17 protein-coding genes are annotated in these 15799 nt (G+C 71.2%); 7 read left to right on the top strand and 10 right to left on the bottom strand.

Annotated elements, in window-relative coordinates; genetic code table 11:
- Window positions 1–63: 63 nt before the first annotated feature.
- Window positions 64–708, bottom strand: a complete 645-nt coding sequence (locus tag ELQ94_RS10825) for an SseB family protein (RefSeq protein WP_127049944.1) — start codon at window positions 706–708, stop codon at window positions 64–66.
- A 111-nt stretch (window positions 709–819) separates the two neighbouring features.
- On the opposite strand from ELQ94_RS10825, the gene ELQ94_RS10820 reads away from it, so the two are divergent.
- Window positions 820–1584 (top strand): SDR family NAD(P)-dependent oxidoreductase, encoded by a 765-nt coding sequence (locus ELQ94_RS10820; protein WP_127049942.1) that lies wholly within the window; start codon window positions 820–822, stop codon window positions 1582–1584.
- Complete coding sequence (locus ELQ94_RS10815; RefSeq protein ID WP_127049939.1) at window positions 1581–2219, top strand: hypothetical protein; 639 nt, start codon at window positions 1581–1583, stop codon at window positions 2217–2219. The genes ELQ94_RS10820 and ELQ94_RS10815 overlap by 4 nt, the downstream gene beginning before the upstream one ends.
- 21 nt (window positions 2220–2240) lie before the next feature.
- Here the strand turns inward: ELQ94_RS10815 and ELQ94_RS10810 are convergent, their stop codons facing one another.
- From ELQ94_RS10810 to ELQ94_RS17690, 3 genes are read right to left on the bottom strand one after another with little or no spacing between them, the layout of a single operon-like run.
- Window positions 2241–3740 (bottom strand): glycosyltransferase family 39 protein, encoded by a 1500-nt coding sequence (locus tag ELQ94_RS10810; RefSeq protein WP_127049937.1) that lies wholly within the window; start codon window positions 3738–3740, stop codon window positions 2241–2243.
- The gene (locus ELQ94_RS10805; RefSeq protein WP_127049935.1) at window positions 3737–4477 is read right to left on the bottom strand and encodes a polyprenol monophosphomannose synthase; all 741 of its coding nucleotides are present in this window, start codon (window positions 4475–4477) and stop codon (window positions 3737–3739) included. The genes ELQ94_RS10810 and ELQ94_RS10805 overlap by 4 nt, the downstream gene beginning before the upstream one ends.
- A complete protein-coding gene (locus tag ELQ94_RS17690) occupies window positions 4474–5223 on the bottom strand; it encodes a GtrA family protein (protein ID WP_279432487.1) in 750 nt (249 codons plus the stop codon). The genes ELQ94_RS10805 and ELQ94_RS17690 overlap by 4 nt, the downstream gene beginning before the upstream one ends.
- Here ELQ94_RS17690 and ELQ94_RS17290 point away from each other — a divergent pair.
- Together ELQ94_RS17290 and ELQ94_RS10790 are read left to right on the top strand one after the other, a co-directional pair.
- Entirely contained in the window at window positions 5206–5574 is a 369-nt protein-coding gene (locus ELQ94_RS17290) for a VOC family protein (RefSeq protein ID WP_166404739.1), read from the top strand. The genes ELQ94_RS17690 and ELQ94_RS17290 overlap by 18 nt on opposite strands.
- A 98-nt stretch (window positions 5575–5672) precedes the next feature.
- Window positions 5673–7190, top strand: a complete 1518-nt coding sequence (locus ELQ94_RS10790) for an MmgE/PrpD family protein (protein ID WP_127049929.1) — start codon at window positions 5673–5675, stop codon at window positions 7188–7190.
- A gap of 33 nt (window positions 7191–7223) precedes the next feature.
- Here ELQ94_RS10790 and ELQ94_RS10785 read toward each other — a convergent pair whose 3' ends face one another.
- Both ELQ94_RS10785 and ELQ94_RS10780 read right to left on the bottom strand, forming a co-directional pair.
- The gene (locus ELQ94_RS10785; RefSeq protein WP_127049927.1) at window positions 7224–7559 is read right to left on the bottom strand and encodes a nuclear transport factor 2 family protein; all 336 of its coding nucleotides are present in this window, start codon (window positions 7557–7559) and stop codon (window positions 7224–7226) included.
- Window positions 7560–7624: 65 nt separating this feature from the next.
- Window positions 7625–8449, bottom strand: coding sequence for a MerR family transcriptional regulator (locus ELQ94_RS10780; RefSeq protein WP_127049925.1), 825 nt, complete (start codon window positions 8447–8449; stop codon window positions 7625–7627).
- A 30-nt stretch (window positions 8450–8479) separates the two neighbouring features.
- Here ELQ94_RS10780 and ELQ94_RS10775 point away from each other — a divergent pair, with 30 nt between their 5' ends.
- Window positions 8480–9037 (top strand): acyl-CoA thioesterase, encoded by a 558-nt coding sequence (locus ELQ94_RS10775; RefSeq protein ID WP_127049923.1) that lies wholly within the window; start codon window positions 8480–8482, stop codon window positions 9035–9037.
- A gap of 30 nt (window positions 9038–9067) precedes the next feature.
- Here ELQ94_RS10775 and ELQ94_RS10770 read toward each other — a convergent pair whose 3' ends face one another.
- Window positions 9068–9289 (bottom strand): hypothetical protein, encoded by a 222-nt coding sequence (locus ELQ94_RS10770; protein ID WP_127049921.1) that lies wholly within the window; start codon window positions 9287–9289, stop codon window positions 9068–9070.
- 108 nt (window positions 9290–9397) lie between these two features.
- Between ELQ94_RS10770 and ELQ94_RS10765 the strand changes: the two genes are divergently transcribed.
- The gene (locus ELQ94_RS10765) at window positions 9398–10546 is read left to right on the top strand and encodes a DNA-3-methyladenine glycosylase family protein (protein ID WP_243696958.1); all 1149 of its coding nucleotides are present in this window, start codon (window positions 9398–9400) and stop codon (window positions 10544–10546) included.
- A gap of 21 nt (window positions 10547–10567) precedes the next feature.
- Here ELQ94_RS10765 and ELQ94_RS10760 read toward each other — a convergent pair whose 3' ends face one another.
- Together ELQ94_RS10760 and ELQ94_RS10755 are read right to left on the bottom strand one after the other, a co-directional pair.
- The gene (locus ELQ94_RS10760) at window positions 10568–12145 is read right to left on the bottom strand and encodes an FAD-binding oxidoreductase (protein WP_127049919.1); all 1578 of its coding nucleotides are present in this window, start codon (window positions 12143–12145) and stop codon (window positions 10568–10570) included.
- 63 nt (window positions 12146–12208) lie between these two features.
- On the bottom strand, window positions 12209–13885 hold the full coding sequence (locus ELQ94_RS10755) for a phytoene desaturase family protein (protein ID WP_424977200.1): 1677 nt from the start codon (window positions 13883–13885) through the stop codon (window positions 12209–12211).
- A gap of 187 nt (window positions 13886–14072) precedes the next feature.
- On the opposite strand from ELQ94_RS10755, the gene ELQ94_RS10750 reads away from it, so the two are divergent.
- The gene (locus ELQ94_RS10750) at window positions 14073–15062 is read left to right on the top strand and encodes an aldo/keto reductase (RefSeq protein WP_127050298.1); all 990 of its coding nucleotides are present in this window, start codon (window positions 14073–14075) and stop codon (window positions 15060–15062) included.
- A 104-nt stretch (window positions 15063–15166) separates the two neighbouring features.
- On the opposite strand, the gene ELQ94_RS10745 is transcribed toward ELQ94_RS10750, so the two are convergent.
- Window positions 15167–15697 carry a hypothetical protein gene (locus ELQ94_RS10745; RefSeq protein WP_127049917.1) on the bottom strand — a complete coding sequence of 177 codons (531 nt, stop codon included), beginning with the start codon at window positions 15695–15697 and terminating at the stop codon, window positions 15167–15169.
- Window positions 15698–15799 lie beyond the last annotated feature (102 nt).

Raw genomic sequence — 15799 nt, 5'->3', positions numbered from 1 at the left:
CATCCGTCCCCGTCCCCGCGTCCCCCACCCTTCGCGGGAGGGGGGGTGGGGTCGGGAGACACCTCAGGAGGGTTTGTGGGCGGCGATCGCGTCGGCGACGCCCTCCGGGGTGATCTCGAGGCCGAGCCGGGAGCCCGGGTTCACGACCACGCCGATGAGCGGACCGAGGGTGGGGAAGAGGGCCGAGACGGGAATGGAGAGCGCGTACGGCGCCGTCTCCCCGGCCTCGGCGGGGATGCGGCTGCCGTCCGTGAACATCGCGAGCATCCGCACCTCGCCCTTCGGGATGTACAGCGGCTGCAGTTCCGCCATCGACCCGGACGTGACGGTTCCGGAGAGGATGATCGCGTTGCTCGACCACAGCGCCGCGAGCACCTCGGCGACGGGGGCGAGGCCCATCATGCCGCGGCGGATCGCCCCCTCCGCCGGCGTCAGCACCCGCTCGCCGGCGACGTCGAGGGGCGCGGGCCCCGCCGACTGGTCGAGGATCTCGCTCGCGTCGTCGGGAATCTCCCCGGCCGGGCGGTAGTCGGGATTCGGCCGGAAGTCGCCCACGATCTCGCCCCGGGCGTCGGACTGCCACGCCCCCACGATGAGATGGGGCGGCACCTCGCCGTCCGGTTCGCGCACGGTCGGGTCGAGCTCGTAGACCCACCCGCCACGGTTGGCGCGGGCCGCGGCGCGCGCACGATCGCTCGGTGTCTTCACGTCGCGTCTCCTGTCCGTGCGGGGTGTGGCCAACGCTACTCCGCACACCCGTGCGGTCCACCGGTTCCCGTGGACTCGGGTGGCCGCTAATCTCGAAGGGGAGGGTGGATCATGGATGTGACGGGACGCTCTGCGCTCATCTCCGGCGGCGCGTCCGGACTAGGGCTCGCGACCGCTCGAGCGCTCGTCGATCGTGGTGCCTCGGTGGTCCTGCTCGACCTGCCGACGTCGCGGGGGACCGAGGCCGCGGCGGAGCTGGGACCGCGTGCCGCGTTCGTCGCAGGAGACGTGACGAGCGAGAGCGACGTGCGTGCGGCGCTCGCCGCTGTGTCCGCCGACGCGCCGCTCGGGCTCGTCGTGTCGTGCGCCGGTGTCGCCACGCCCGGCCGGGTGCTGGGCCGCGACGGCGTCCTGCCCCTCGACGCGTTCGACCGCGTGATCCGTGTGAACCTCCTCGGCACCATCAACCTCGCGCGGCTCGGGGCGGAGGCGCTCTCCCTCGTCGACGAGGACGACGACGGCGAGCGGGGCCTCATCGTCCAGACCGCCTCCGTCGCCGCGTTCGACGGGCAGATCGGCCAGGCCGCCTACTCCGCCTCGAAGGGCGGCGTCGCGGCCATGACGCTCCCGCTGTCGCGCGAGTTCGCGCGCATCGGCGTGCGGGTCGTCACGATCGCGCCGGGCATCATGGAAACACCCATGATGGCGGGCCTGCGCGACGAGGCGCGCCACTCCCTCGAAGCGCAGGTACCGTTCCCCGCCCGCCTCGGCCGGCCGGCGGAGTACGCGGCCCTCGTGCTTCACCTCGCCGAGAACGCCTACCTCAACGGCGAGACGATCCGACTCGACGGCGGCATCCGGATGGGCCCACGATGACGCGCATGTTCCGCCGGATCAAGCGGCGCAAGATCCGACCGTACGTTCCGCTCGAGGCCCGCGATCCGGTGCCGACGGAGAAGCTCGTCGAGGAGGGCCTCGCGATCGCCCGTCACGCCATCGCCATGAGCGTGAAGAACCAGGTGCTCGTGGACATCCTCCGCCAGGACGGGGTGTACGTCGCTGACGCGTACACGGGCATCATCCGGGACGAGCTCGAACGCTTCGCCGCGGAGCAGCGTACCTACGCCGAACGCATGTCGGAGGAGCTGCGACGCGTGGCGTCGCGGCCCGGGCGCTCCCTGCACCAGCACGACTACCGCACGCGCGACCGCGCGACGCTCGAGCTGCGCCGCGACGGCTACGACCAGCTCGCCGACGCCCTCGACGACGCCGGCAACGACGACGACTTCATCGCGTCGGTCGTGGAGAGCGCGCGTGAGGGCGCGTGGCGCGAGGTGGCGGCGACGCTCGAGGCGCGCCTCGCGAACCAGCAGCAATCGGCCACACACGACCCGCGCTACGAGGAGGACCGCTCCGATCGCATGCGTCTCGTCGCGGAGGTCGACCTCGGTCTGCTGCGGAAGTCGCAGCGTTCCTGGGGCGAGATCGAGGACTTCGACCGCTGGGAGTGAGGCCGTGCCGGGCGGCTTCGGCTAGCGGTCGAAGTAGCGCAGGACGGTGTGCTCGAGCGTGACCGTGTCGGTCTGCTGGAGTCCGGCGTTCACGAGGGCCGTCTCGATGGGGCTGTCGTCCCACCCGAGGCTCTCGGGCCAGACGATCCACACACCGTCCGCCTCGGCGAGGCGCGCGTCGAGGGTCGCCGGATCGACGAGGTCGTCGCGGAGTCGGCCGTTCGTGAGGTGCGATTCGAGGAGGGCGATGTCGTCGTACTCGCTCAGACGGTCGCCGTAGATCGTCAGGGTGCCGCGCGTCCACTGCGAGGGGCCGTAGGCCTCGTCGTTGAAGAGCAGGGCGTCGCCGGGCTGGTAGCGCTCCTCGAGGATCGTCGCGGCCTCTCGCCATTCGGTGGAATAGCGCAGCGGCTGTCGCTGCCCGACGTACGTGCCGGCGGTGAGCGCGGCGAGACCCACGACGGCCGCGACGCGCACCGCCCGCCACGGGATGAGCGAGATTCCCGTTCCGATGAGCAGTGCGAGGGCCGGCGTTCCCGTGGCGAGGTAACGCGGCGTGTAGAGGGGGAAGGCGAACGAGGCGCCGACGAGCAGGGTCGAGGGCACGATGAGCCACGGCACCGTGACCACGAGTAGGGGACGCAGTCGAGTGACGCGCGTGAGCCCGACGACGATGACGACGGTCACGACGAGCCACGCGACGACCGCGAACCCGACGGCGTCGCGGAACCACTGCTCGACGACGACCTGTCGGATGGTGTGCCACCCGGGGTCCTGAATCCATCCCACTTGGGACCGTTGCGACACGCTCAAGAGCACGACGGGCGACGCGAGGAGCGCACCCACCGCGCCGGCGGCGATGAAGCTCACGACGGTGCGCAGTCCGCGCCGGTAGAGGAGCACGGTGATGCCGTGGGCCGCGAGGACCACGATGGAGTTGAGGAAGAGCGCGATGAGCAGGCTCGCGACGAGCGCGTACCCGATCCACCAACGCTTCCGCCCGTCGTGGAGGGCGTGTACCAGCACGATCGTGAGCCAGACGGCGACGGCGACGCTCCAGGGGTACGACCGCGCCTCGATCGCCATGTCGGTGACGGCGGGCAGGAGGGCGAGCACGAGACCCGCGAAGACACCGGCCCACCGGCCGGCGAGCCTCTGCCCGAGCACCACGGTGCCCGCGACGGCGAAGCCGATGAGGACGACGCTCGACAGGCGGATGAGGGCCGGATCGATCGCGAGGACGATCGACCAGGGCTCCATGAGGACGTAGTACACCGCGTGCACGGCATCGACCTGGGTCGTGACCATCCGGAACAGGCCGTCGATCGGGCGATCGATCGCGTTGATCGTCGCCTCTTCGTCCGTCCAGAAATTGGGGATCCAGAAGCCGAATCCGGCGATGACGGCGCCGATGAATCCCATGAGGACGGCGTCGAGCCGTCGCGCGGGAGGGAGCATGACGTCGACGTCGTCGCGGGCGGTGCCGACGTCGGTGGCGGTCGCGGTGGCGGGCGCGGTCATCGGGAGCGTCTCAGGATCCGGCGCTCGAAGCCCCACTGCGTCACCTTGAGCATCGCCTCGATGACGATGCTGCGGCTCATCTTCGACTCGCCGTACTCGCGTTCGCGGAACTGGATCGGGACCTCCTCGATCGTCGCGCCGGCGTCGAGCACGCGCAGGGTCATGTCGACCTGGAAGCAGTATCCGTGCGACACGATGTCGTCGAGCGGGATGCGCCGCAGCAGCTCGGCGCGGTAGGCCCGGAAGCCGGCCGTCGCATCATGGACGGAGATGCCGAGCGCGAGACGGGCGTAGCCGTTGCCCGCGCGGCTCAGGGCCTCACGGCTCTTCGGCCAGTCGACGACGCTCCCGCCGTCGACCCAGCGCGAACCGATCACGAGGCCCGGTCGGCCCGGGCCGTCGAGCGCCGCGACCATGGCGGGCAGCGTCTCCGGAGGGTGCGATCCGTCCGCGTCCATCTCGACGAGCACGTCGTACCCCCGCTCGAGACCCCACCGCATCGCCGCGATGTATGCCGCACCGAGGCCCTGCTTCTGCGTGCGACGGAGGACGTGCACCCGCGGGTCCACGCTCGCGCGCTGCTCGGCGAGGTCGGCCGTGCCGTCGGGGCTGCCGTCGTCCACGACGAGTGCGTGCGCCTGGGGGAACGCGGCGTGCAGTCGGTCGAGGATCAGCCCGATGTTCTCGCGCTCCTGATAGGTCGGGATCATCACGAGGGTGCGGGTCGAGTCCGTCATTGGCCTGCCTCTTCCTTGTCGATCTCCTCGGTGACGTCCTCGAGGGGGGCGGCCGCGAGGGTCGCCGCGATGACGCGCACTTCGACGTCCGTCTCCTCGAGTTCACGTCGGGTCGTGCGGTGGTGCCCCCACACCCAGAACCGGTAGAGGAGGAAACGGAACGCCGTGCCGAGCACGAGGCCCACGACGTTGGCGGAGATGTTGTCGGCGAGCAGGCTCGTGAAGCCGAGCACGTGGTGGCTCACCCAGAGGCAGAGTAGGCCGATCAGCAGGCCCCCGATGGCGACGGCGACGTACTCGGCGAACTCGCGGAGCACGTCCGACCGACGGTGCTCGCGGAAGGTCCAGTAGCGGTTGCCGATCCAATTGAAGACGATCGCGACGGACGTGCTCACGAGCTTCGCGCCGATGGCGCCCTGGAAGAAGTGGTCGTCGCCGAACACGCCCACGCGGAGGAGATTGAAGAGACCGACGTCGATCACGAAACCGACGCCGCCGACGACGCCGAACTTGACGGCGTAACGGAGGACGCGCTCCCAGAGGTACGACGCGGAGCGTTGGATGCGGGAGATGACGGACCCCTCGTGTGCGGTTCTTCGTTCGGACGTCGCGAAGACGTCATCGGAACAGGATAACGGAACCCGTGCGTCTCGTCGCGACGGGCACGCGGTCGGTGGACAGCGGCGCCACCCCTCTCCCGCCCGCTCTCCGTCGCCTAGGCTGCGGCCATGGGACGCATCATTCACGTCGAGCTCACGACCGACGACCTCCACGGCAGCTCCGACTTCTTCGCGCACGCCTTCGGGTGGCACCTCACGCCGTCTGAGTTCGTCGAGGACTACCTCTCCGCCGACACGGGTGCCGGCGGGGGGATCGATGGCGCGCTCATGACCGTCGAGCATCAGAAGCAGCCCGTGATCGTGTGGATCGAGGTCGAGGACATCCACGAGACGATCCGCGACGTCGAGAAGGCGGGTGGACGTCTCGAGGGCGAGGTACACGAGCTGCACGGCGAGGGTCTCGTGACGTACGTCTCGGATCCCGGCGGCACCATCTTCGGCGTCAAGCAGCCCCCGGCCACGGACACGATGCTCTGATCGGCGCTGCGCTCCGACGGGCGCTTCGCTCGCATCGGACCAGTCCAGAGCGGCCCGATGCGACGAATAGACTGACCAGGCGTCGAAAGGACCCCCCCGTGAAGACCCATTTCCTCCGCACCCACCGGAGTTCAGAGAACCTCCAGCGGGAGGGCCAGCTCGCCTGGGCCGTCGCCGAGGTCGCGGCCGATCCGGTCGAGGTGGCTCCCGAGGTCGTCGACATGGTCGTCAACCGCGTGATCGACAACGCAGCCGTCGCGGCCGCCTCTCTCAACCGCGGCCCCGTCGTGTCCGCCCGGTCCCAGGCCCTCGCGCACCCCGTGACCACGGGGGGTGACGGTGCGACCGTCTTCGGCCCCGACCAGGCCCGCCGCGTCTCGCCCGAGTGGGCGGCGTGGGCGAACGGCGTGGCCGTGCGCGAACTCGACTTCCACGACACGTTCCTCGCGGCGGAGTACTCGCACCCGGGCGACAACATCCCGCCGATCGTCGCGGTGGCCCAGCACGTCGGCGCCACCGGCCACGAGATCGTGCGCGGCATCGCGACGGGCTACGAGATCCAGGTGGACCTCGTGAAGGCCATCAGTCTGCACGCCCACAAGATCGACCACGTGGCCCACCTGGGCCCGTCGGCCGCCGCCGGCATCGGCACCCTCCTGGGACTGCCCGTCGAGACGATCTTCCAGGCCGTCGGCCAGGCCCTCCACACGACCACGGCCACGCGTCAGTCGCGGAAGGGTCAGATCTCCACGTGGAAGGCGCACGCCCCCGCGTTCGCGGGAAAGATGGCCGTCGAGGCCGTGGACCGCGCGATGCGCGGCCAGACCTCCCCCGAGCCGATCTGGGAGGGCGAGGACGGCGTGATCGCGTGGCTCCTGGGCGGGCCGGACGCCACCTACGACGTGCCGCTCCCCGAGGCGGGCGAGGCGAAGCGGGGCATCCTCGACACGTACACGAAGGAGCATTCGGCCGAGTACCAGGCGCAAGCGTGGATCGATCTCGCGCGGCGACTCCACGCCGCCCACCCGCAGCTGGCCGATCCGGCGGCCGTCGAGTCGATCGTGCTGCACTCCTCGCACCACACGCACTACGTGATCGGCTCCGGTTCCGGCGATCCGCAGAAGTACGACCCCACGGCCTCCCGCGAGACGCTCGACCACTCCATCCCGTACATCGTCGCGGTCGCGCTGCAGGACGGCGGCTGGCACCACGTCGACTCCTACACTCCCGAGCGCGCCGGCCGTCCCGACACGGTCGAGCTGTGGCGGAAGATCACGACGGCCGAGGACGAGGAGTGGACGCGCCGGTACCACTCCACCGATCCGGCCGAGAAGGCGTTCGGCGGCCGCCTCGTCGCGACGCTCACGGACGGGTCCACGATCGTCGAGGAGATCGCCGTCGCCGATGCGCACCCCCTCGGCGCCCGGCCGTTCGGTCGTGAGCAGTACGTGCAGAAGTTCCGCACCCTCGCGAACGGCGTGCTCGAGGAGGCGGAGATCGAGCGCTTCCTCGGGCTCGCGGAGCGGCTCCCCGAGCTCGACGCCCAGGAGGTGCGCGGCCTCACGATCCAACGCGGCGCCGCCCTGCTCGAGACCTCGCCCCGCGGCCTTTTCTAGGGGTCGCGACGCCCGTCGCGCAGCACCGACGGGCTAGGCGGCGATCCGCAGCTCGCCGACGAGGCCCTCGGGCGTGAGGTCGAACGTGTAGCGCAACTGCACGCGGCCGCCGGGGAAGTCCCCCTCGAGCAGGCGGTCGACCATGGCGACGCCGTCGGATTCCTCCGCGGCGAGCAGCGTCGAGGTGTAGGAGAACTCGCCGGCGGTGCGGCCCAGCCAGCCGAGGATCGCCTCGCGGTCCGCGTACGTGCGACCGTCGTCGGTGACGACCGCGCCCGGTGCGAAGAGGTCGATCGTTCGGGTCTTGTCCGGGCCCTCCATGAGGTCGAAGAAGAGCGCGATGGTGGGGGAGAGGTGTGTCGTCGTCATGAGACCACCGTCCCCCTTCCCCTCGGGGGAAGGTCAAGTCCGAGGGAGGTCGACACCGCGGCCGGTCAGCGGGCCACGCGGAAGATCGGCCACCCGATCTCGGTGACGACGTCTCCCGAACCACTCGTGGGTTCCGTCACGTAGGTCTCGCGGATCGGCCCCGGCACGCCGAGCTCATGCTCTGCGACATGGGCACCGAGTGCTCCGTACGTGTGTCCGATGAGGTCGTCTGGGCCGCGGTGCACGGCGACCGCGAGGTCGACCGGCGGGAGGGTCTCGAGACGGAGTCGGCCCGGCGGGCGCCCGTGCTCGTCGGCGGCGGCGGCGACCGGCTGGAACAGGGCGGCCTCACCGTGCTCGTCGACGAACAGCTCCGTCGACCACAGCCCGCCGCGGGGACCGGTGGCGCGGACGGCGGGATCGAGGGAGACCGCCTCCAGCTCGGCGCGCGCCCCGCTGTACCAGCCGCCGAGATCCGCGAGGCCGATGCTCTCGCGGATGACGAGAGCGAGGGTCGGGGGCAGGCTGCGGTGCTCGATGGGCATGGAGGCGGGAGGCTCGGCGAGCAGCGCGCGGGTCGCCGAGACGGAGGCGAGCGTCTCCGCGAGTCGCGCCTCGAGGAGGTCCAGATGCGCGGTGATGAGCTCGGTGCGGCGCGCGACGGTGGACGCGCCGAGGATCTCCCTGATCGTGTCGACGGGCACGTCGAGCGCGCGCAAGCGGCGGATCACGTGGGCATCGTCGATCTGGGACGGCGCGTACAGGCGGTAGCCGTTGCCGGGGTCGACGGCCACCGGGAGGAGCACTCCCTCGCGGTGGTAGAAACGCAGGGCCTTCGCGCTCAGCCGCGTCGCCCGGGAGAAATCGCCGATGGTCATCGTGGGGCTCACGAGATCATCTTCGCGGGTAGCGTCGACCCCATGCACCTCATCTTCCGCACGCTGCTCGTGATCGCCCGGGCGCAGGCCCGGTTCCGCCGCGGTCGCACGATCGGCCACTACGACGTGGGACGGCTCCGGCTCACGACGTTGCCGACGGATCTCGACCTCAACGGTCACATGAACAACGGTGTGTACTTCTCGATGCTGGACCTCGGTCGCTTCGAGCTCACGATCCGCAGCGGCATCTACGCCATCTTCCAGGCGCACGGGTGGTACCCCGTCGTCGCGTCGGAGACGATCACGTTCCGCAGATCGCTGAAGCTGTGGCAACGCTTCACGATCGAGTCGCGCATCGTCGGGTACGACGAGCGCGCGGTGCTCATGGACCAGCGCATCGTCGTGCGCGGCGAGGTCTACGCGCGCGCCATCATCCGCGCCCGCATCCTCGGTAAGGCGGGGCCGGTACCGATGGCCGACGTGCTCGAGGCCGTGGGAGTGCCCCCGCGCACCCTCCACCAGGAGGAGTGGATCGAACGCTGGGCCGGCGACGTCCGCCTGCCCTCGACCCGTCAGCCCGCGCCGTCCGAGTGGGACTGAACCGGACGGTGCGTGACGGGCTGCGAGCGCCTATGCGTCGTCGTCGAGCTCCTTCTCGAGGGCCTCGGGGCTGAGGCTCTCGCCCGGCTGGGGCGTCTGGAAGGTGCTGTTCTCCTCGGCCGAGACCGCCGCCGCGTCGGGATCGTCGACGCCGGACTCCTCGAGGGTGTCGTCGTCGAGGGTGTCGTGCTCGTGGGAGTCGGGATCGCGGGGCGCCTCGCCGGCGGGGAGGAACGGCTCTGATGTGCTCATGCGGCGATCCTGCACCCGCCGGGTGGACGGCGGGTGAACGGCGGCACCGCGCGGGTGTCGGGCGGTCGTCGGACCCGATGTCGGTGGGGTCGGGTTAGGGTTGCCGCAATGTCAGATCCCGTCAGCCTCGCCGAGCTTCCGCAGCTCGCCGACATCACCGCGCCGATCGAGCCGATCGAGCCGTCGACCGCGGGAGCTGACGTTTCGCGTGATGGGGTTTCACTGCGTGCCGTCGGTTCGCGGGTGCTGCATCCCGACACGGTCGCGGCAATCGCCGACGGGGCCCCGGAGCCGATCGCTCGAGGCGGCGGGTCCGCGCTCCGGTCCGCACCCGATCCGCACGTGTCCACGGTCTACCGCCCGTCCGGACACCTCGACCTCTCCGCGACCGTGTCGGTCTTCTCCCGAGGCGGCGACGGGCCGTGCTTCCGGCGCGATTCGTCCGGGGTGTGGCTCACCATGCGCACACCGCTCGGGGGTGCGACGCTGTGGATGCGGCAGCGGCGGGGCGACGGTGAGGGCGGGGAGGTCGACGCGCGCGCCTGGGGTGCCGGCCGTGAGTGGGCGATCGCCCGCGTGCCTCACCTCCTCGGCGCCCATGACGACTGGTCGGACCTCGACGTCTCCGCGAGTCCGCTCCTCTCGGAGGTTCTGCGCCGCAACCCCGGCCTCCGCCTCGCGTCCGGCGGACTCGTGTTCGAGATGCTCGTGCCGTCGATCATCGAACAGAAGGTGACCGTCGTCGAGGCCTGGGGCGCATGGCGGCGTCTCGTGCGGCGCCACGGCGAAGCGGCGCCGGGTCCCGCGCCCGAGGGCATGTTCGTCGTGCCGGGCCCCGAGGCCTGGCGCTTCATCCCCAGCTGGGAGTGGCACGCCGCGGGCGTCGACCCGCGTCGCTCCCAGACGGTCGTGCGTGCGAGCCGTGTGGCCGAGGCGATCGACCGCTCGGGCGACGCCCATGCCGTCGAAGCGTCGCGACGACTCCAGAGCCTCCCCGGCATCGGCGTCTGGACAGCGGCCGAGGTCACGCTCCGCGCCCACGGCGATGCGGACGCGGTGAGCGTCGGCGACTACCACCTGGCCGCCACGGTGGGAACGGCGCTCACGGGCGAGGCCGTGGACGACGACGGCATGCTCGAGCTCCTCGCCCCGTGGGCCGGTCAGCGTCAGCGGGTGCTCCGCCTCATCGAACGCAGCGGCATCCGCAAGCCGCGCCGGGGCCCGCGCATCACGATCCAGGACCACCGCCGCCACTGAGTCGGTGGATGTCGCGATCGCTCAGACGAAGTGCGGTTGATCGAAGACGCCGTTCGGGTCGGCGTATCTCTTCACCTTGGCGAGTCGCTCGGCGTTGGCGCCGAAGTAGTCGCGCGCCGGATCCTCCACGGCCGCGTCGGCGTAGTTGACGTAGGCGCCGGTGCCCCACGCCGGCGTCATGGTGGAGCGGAGGCCGCGCACGAAGCGGTCGAACGGGATCGGATCGGCGCCGTCGGTGAAGACCGCGGTGTACTGCACCGTGTACAGAGCGCCGCGGAAGGAGACGGGCGTCGCGTCGCCGGCGATCCGAGCGACCGCGCCACCCAGGGCGTCGAGGGAGGCCCCGCCCTCGACGAGCCCGGGGAGCCCTGCCGCCTGCGCGACGCCGTCGACGAGCAGGGTCGCCTCGTCTCTCGACAGGGCGCGGGAGCCGATGCTCGACGTCGCGCTCTCGGACTCTCGACGCAGGGCCCCGCCAGGCGCCGTCGTGCACTCCTCGGCGGACGCGCAGCCCGCATAGTGCAGCATCGCATCGGCATAGGAGCGCCGGACCGGGTCGCTCGCCGTGCGCTCGACGCCGAAGCGGAAACGCAGCGGGTCCGTGAAGTCGTCGAGGAGTGCCTCGAGTTCGTCGGCCGGGCCCGTCCACGTGCCCGAAACCGTGACGGCGGGACCGCTCGGGTGGCGCTGGCCCGCGAGCAGCTTGAGGGTCGACCACAAGCGGTCGTCGGCGACCGGCGCCCACTCCTGCCACCGCCGGATGACCGTGACGGCGTCGTCCCAGGGAAAGGCGAGCGAGAAGGAGGAGACGTCGGGAGCGGGTTGCGTGGCGAAGGTGAGGGACGTGACGACGCCGAGCAAGCCACCGCCCCCACCGCGGGAGGCCCAGAAGAGGTCCGGTTCGATATCCGCGTCGGCCTGGACCACGCGCCCGTCCGCCGTGACGATCTCGATCGCCGTGAGCTGGTCGGCGGTGAGCCCGAACGATCGCGACAGGACGCCGACGCCTCCTCCGAGCGTGATCCCGCCGATGCCGACGGTGCCGCACGAACCCGATCCGATCGCGCGTCCGGCCTCACCGAGCGCCGCGTACACGGCGGCGAGGCGCGCGCCCGGGCCGACAGTGAGCGTCTCGCCGTCGACGGAGATCGCGTCGAGGGTTCCCGTGCTGATCACGAGGGACGGGGGGACGTCGGTGCCGTCGGCGCCGCCCGCCGACCACCCCGGATAGCTGTGGCCGCCGGATCGGAGGGCGATCGGCACGCCGGCGGCGCGGGCGAACGACAGGCCGGCCACGACGTCGGCGACCGACGCGGCGAGCAGGATGCCCTCCGGCCGTGCCGAGTCGAACCGCGGGTTCTGCACCGATCGGGCCTCGTCGTAGCCAGGGTCGGCGTAGCGGAGTACCTGGCCGTCGACGGCGGCGGTGAACTCGTCCCACGTGAGCGGAGCGGTCGTCGCCGATGGCGTCAGGTCGGTCGCCGCGGGCTGCGGCGTGCAGCCCGCGAGGGTCGCAGCGGTCGCCCCGCCGACCGCTGCGACAGCGCCGAGGACGAACGTCCGTCTGCCCAGGAACCGGTGGGCGGACGGGGAGGGCATCCTGCCAACGTAGCCGCCGCGACCGTCGAAAAGAGGGCCTTGCTCAAACGATGTGAGTAATGCTCACTGAATGGATCGGGCCGGCGACCCATCCGCCTCGATGACGGCCATCGCGGCGTTGTGTCCGCCGAAACCGCTCACCGCGCCGCCGCGCCGCGCGCCGGATCCGCAGACGAGGATGCGCTCGTGGCCGGTGTCGACACCCCAGCGCTGCGCCGGGGTCTCCCGGGGAGCGTCGTCCTCGAGGAACGGCCAATCGAGTCCGCCGTGGAAGATGTTGCCCTTCGGCAACCCGAGGACGTGATCGAGATCGCGCGTCGTCTTCGTCTCGATGCACAGGGCTCCGGAGGGGTCCCGCAGGATGACGTCCTCGATCGGCTCCGCGAGCACGCTGTCGAGCGACTCGAGCACCGCGCGTGTCAAGGTGGCGCGGGCCTCGCCGTCATCCATTCCGTCGAGCAGGTGATCCGGCACGTGGAGTCCGAACACGGTGAGGGTGTGGGCCCCGGACGCGCGGAGATCCTCCGAGAGGATGCTCGGATCCGTGAGCGTGTGGCAGTAGATCTCGCACGGCAGCGGGGACGGGATCCGGCCGGAGAGCGCCTGCTGCCGGGCCTCCTCGAGCTGCGACCACGTCTCGTTGATGTGGAAGGTGCCGGCGAAGGCCTCCTCCGGCGAGACCGCGGAGTCCCTGAGCCGGGGCAGGCGGGAGAGCAGGAGGTTGACCTTCACCTGGGCGCCCTCGCGCGGGTGGCCGCCGGGATTCACCGGAGTCGGCGCATCGACGGCTGTCGGGGTGGGGTCGAAGCCCGCTGCCTCGACGAGATCGTCGAGTGTCGCGCGGGCGACTCCGGAGAGGATCCACCGCCCGGTGACGGCGCGCTCCTCGCTGCGTTCGCCCTCGACGAAGCGCACGCGGCCGTCGGGAGTGACGGCGACCACCTCCGCGTCGGTGCGGATGTCCGCTCCCTCTCGCCGCGCGGCGAGAGCGAGCTCCCCGGAGACCGCGCCCATGCCGCCGATCGGCACGTCCCAGCGCCCGTCGCCTTGTCCGATGAGGTGGTACAGGAAGCAGCGGTTCTGTTCGAGGTCGTCGTCGTACGCCCCCGAGAAGGTGCCGATGAGGGCGTCCGTGAGGAGCACGCCGCGCACGAGATCGCTCGCGTGGTTCTGCTCGATGACCCCGCCGATCGGCTGCTCGATCATGGCGTCCCACACGCCCTGCGCACGTTCGTCACCCGAGGCGAGAACCCGGGCGCGGGCCTCGCTGCGCGTCGGAAGCGGGTCGAGCAGAGTGGGCCAGAGGGCCTCGGTGAGCACGCGGCAGTGCTCGGAGAAGCGGACGAACTGCTCGGCGTCGTCCGCGGCGCCGATGCGGGCGAACGACGCCGCCGTGCGTTCGGCGTCGTCGTTCGCGATGAGCAGTCCCGTCTCGCCGCCCGTCGCGGGGTCGGGGGTGTACGACGCGATCGTGCGGGGGGCGAGCGCGAGGTGCAGACCGAGCTCCTCGATGATGCGCGGGGGCAGCAGGCTCACGAGGTAGGAGTAGCGCGACAGCTTCGCGTCGACGCCGGCGAAGGCCTCGGCCGACACGGCGGCGCCGCCCACCTGCGAGAGGCGTTCGAGGATGAGTACGCTCTTGCCCGCTCGTCCCAGATACGCGGCGGCGACGAGCGCGTTGTGCCCGCCGCCCACGATGACCACGTCGTAGTCGTAGATCACCCCCACGGGCGCGTCCACCGCGACGGGGCGGGGGCGCTCGGAGGAGTCGCGGGATCCGGGGGAACGGTCGTCGTCTGCCACGCGCTCAGCCTACGTCCGACAGCCGACGTGCGCTCCTCCGGGGTGGGACGGAGCGCGCTCTGCAGTGGATGTCAGGGGACGGGCCTAGGCTGCCCGCATGAGCGACTCCTCCTCTTCCGCCCGCCTGTCCACCACCACGCTCGGCACCGAGCAGCGCGGCCAGGTGCCGCTGGAGGTATCGCGGCTCGGGCTCGGCTGCATGGGCATGTCCGCGTACTACACGGGCGCCGCCGTGGACGACGGCGCCTCCATCCGCACGCTCCACCGCGCGATCGACCTCGGCGTGACCCTCTTCGACACGGCCGAGATCTACGGGCCGTATCTCAACGAGTCGCTGCTCGGCCGGGCGTTCGCCGGTCGTCGCGACGAGGTCGTCATCGCGACGAAGTTCGGCAACCGCGCGACCCCCGAGGGTGGCCGCGTCGTCGACGGTTCGCCGGAGAACGTCCGGCGCTCCATCGAGGGTTCGCTCGAGCGGCTCGGCACCGACCACGTCGACCTCTACTACCAGCACCGGATCGACCCGAACACGCCCATCGAGGAGACGGTCGGGGCGCTCGCCGAGCTCGTGGAGGAGGGGAAGATCCTGCACATCGGGCTTTCCGAGGCCTCCGTCGAGACGATCCGTCGGGCACACGCCGTGCACCCCATCACCGCACTCCAGACCGAGTACTCGTTGTGGTCGCGCGACCCCGAGGCGGAGCTGCTGCCCGTGCTGCGCGAGCTCGGCATCGGGTTCGTGCCGTACTCGCCGCTCGGCCGCGGATTCCTCACGGGGGACATCCGGTCCATCGACGCCCTCGACGCGAACGACTTCCGCCGCAACAACCCCCGCTTCGCCTCCGGCAACCTCGAGGAGAACATCCGGATCGTGGAGGAGGTCGACGCCGTCGCAACGGAGGCCGGTGCCACGTCGGCTCAGGTGGCCCTCGCGTGGCTCCTCGCACAGGGTGGCGACGTCGTGCCGATCCCCGGCACGAAGCGCGTCGAGCGGCTCGAGGAGAACGTCGGTTCGGCCGCGATCACGCTGAGCGCCGAGCAGATCGAACGGCTCTCGTCACTCCCGGCACCCGCCGGTGAGCGCTACGCCGACATGACACCGCTCGGCCGCTGAGGATCTGCCGCTCGGAGCGAGCTGAGGGGCTTCCGCTGAGGCGCTGCCGCCGGGGCGCTGCCGCTCCCTCGCCGTGGGAGACGCCGGATCAGGGCCGTGAGGGTTCAGACGTCGCGGTCGTCGGATCCGTGGGCGGTCGGCTCGTCGTCCCGGTCGTCGGCTGCCCGAGTGCCAGGGGGCGGCGAGAGCCCGTCGGGTACGTCAACGCGCCTGGTGAGGATGAGACCGCCGACGCTGCTCCCGACGTCCCCGCGATCGCCCGTGTCTTCGGCTTCCTCGGGGATCGGGTGGCGTGAGAACACGAGACGCAGAGCGACGAGGGTCGACGTCAGGACGATCACGACGGCCAGCCCGACGGCGATCATCCCCGCCGTGTTGTCGGTGGTCGAGGCGACACCGACAGGCGACTCCGACTCGGAGCGTCGCGGTGTCGCGGTCGCCTCCCCGACCATGACGAGCAGACCGATGTAGGCGGCGACGCTCGCGACGACGCCCCCGATCACGGCCCCGCGGAGGATGCGCCGCCGCCGCGTCCGGGCGCGCTCGCGTCGCACGTCGGCCGAGTACTGACCGACGGCCCCCTCGCCGGACCCCTCGGAGGGGTCGGGAAGGGGTGAGCCCGGTGCGACGTCCACGATGGTTCCTCCGGTGTCTCGGTGTCCACTGCGAGAGAGAACGAACCGATCCGATCATGACGCGGAATGGCAGGATTCTCTCGTCGATCACCCGAGACTTCC

This window comes from Labedella endophytica (genome assembly GCF_003990045.1).
Classification (GTDB): Bacteria; Actinomycetota; Actinomycetes; order Actinomycetales; family Microbacteriaceae; genus Labedella; species Labedella endophytica.
The sequence above is the reverse complement of the archived record's forward strand: the minus strand, read 5'-3'. Positions and strand labels throughout refer to the sequence as shown.

Bases quoted from the DNA above. Each gene is read 5' to 3' on its own strand.
- ELQ94_RS10820 (WP_127049942.1), top strand. From the start codon at position 820: ATGGATGTGACGGGACGCTCTGCGCTCATCTCCGGCGGCGCGTCCGGA.
- ELQ94_RS10815 (WP_127049939.1), top strand. From the start codon at position 1,581: ATGACGCGCATGTTCCGCCGGATCAAGCGGCGCAAGATCCGACCGTAC.
- ELQ94_RS10810 (WP_127049937.1), bottom strand. From the start codon at position 3,740: ATGACCGCGCCCGCCACCGCGACCGCCACCGACGTCGGCACCGCCCGC.
- ELQ94_RS10805 (WP_127049935.1), bottom strand. From the start codon at position 4,477: ATGACGGACTCGACCCGCACCCTCGTGATGATCCCGACCTATCAGGAG.
- ELQ94_RS17290 (WP_166404739.1), top strand. From the start codon at position 5,206: ATGGGACGCATCATTCACGTCGAGCTCACGACCGACGACCTCCACGGC.
- ELQ94_RS10785 (WP_127049927.1), bottom strand. From the start codon at position 7,559: ATGACGACGACACACCTCTCCCCCACCATCGCGCTCTTCTTCGACCTC.
- ELQ94_RS10775 (WP_127049923.1), top strand. From the start codon at position 8,480: ATGCACCTCATCTTCCGCACGCTGCTCGTGATCGCCCGGGCGCAGGCC.
- ELQ94_RS10770 (WP_127049921.1), bottom strand. From the start codon at position 9,289: ATGAGCACATCAGAGCCGTTCCTCCCCGCCGGCGAGGCGCCCCGCGAT.
- ELQ94_RS10765 (WP_243696958.1), top strand. From the start codon at position 9,398: ATGTCAGATCCCGTCAGCCTCGCCGAGCTTCCGCAGCTCGCCGACATC.
- ELQ94_RS10760 (WP_127049919.1), bottom strand. From the start codon at position 12,145: ATGCCCTCCCCGTCCGCCCACCGGTTCCTGGGCAGACGGACGTTCGTC.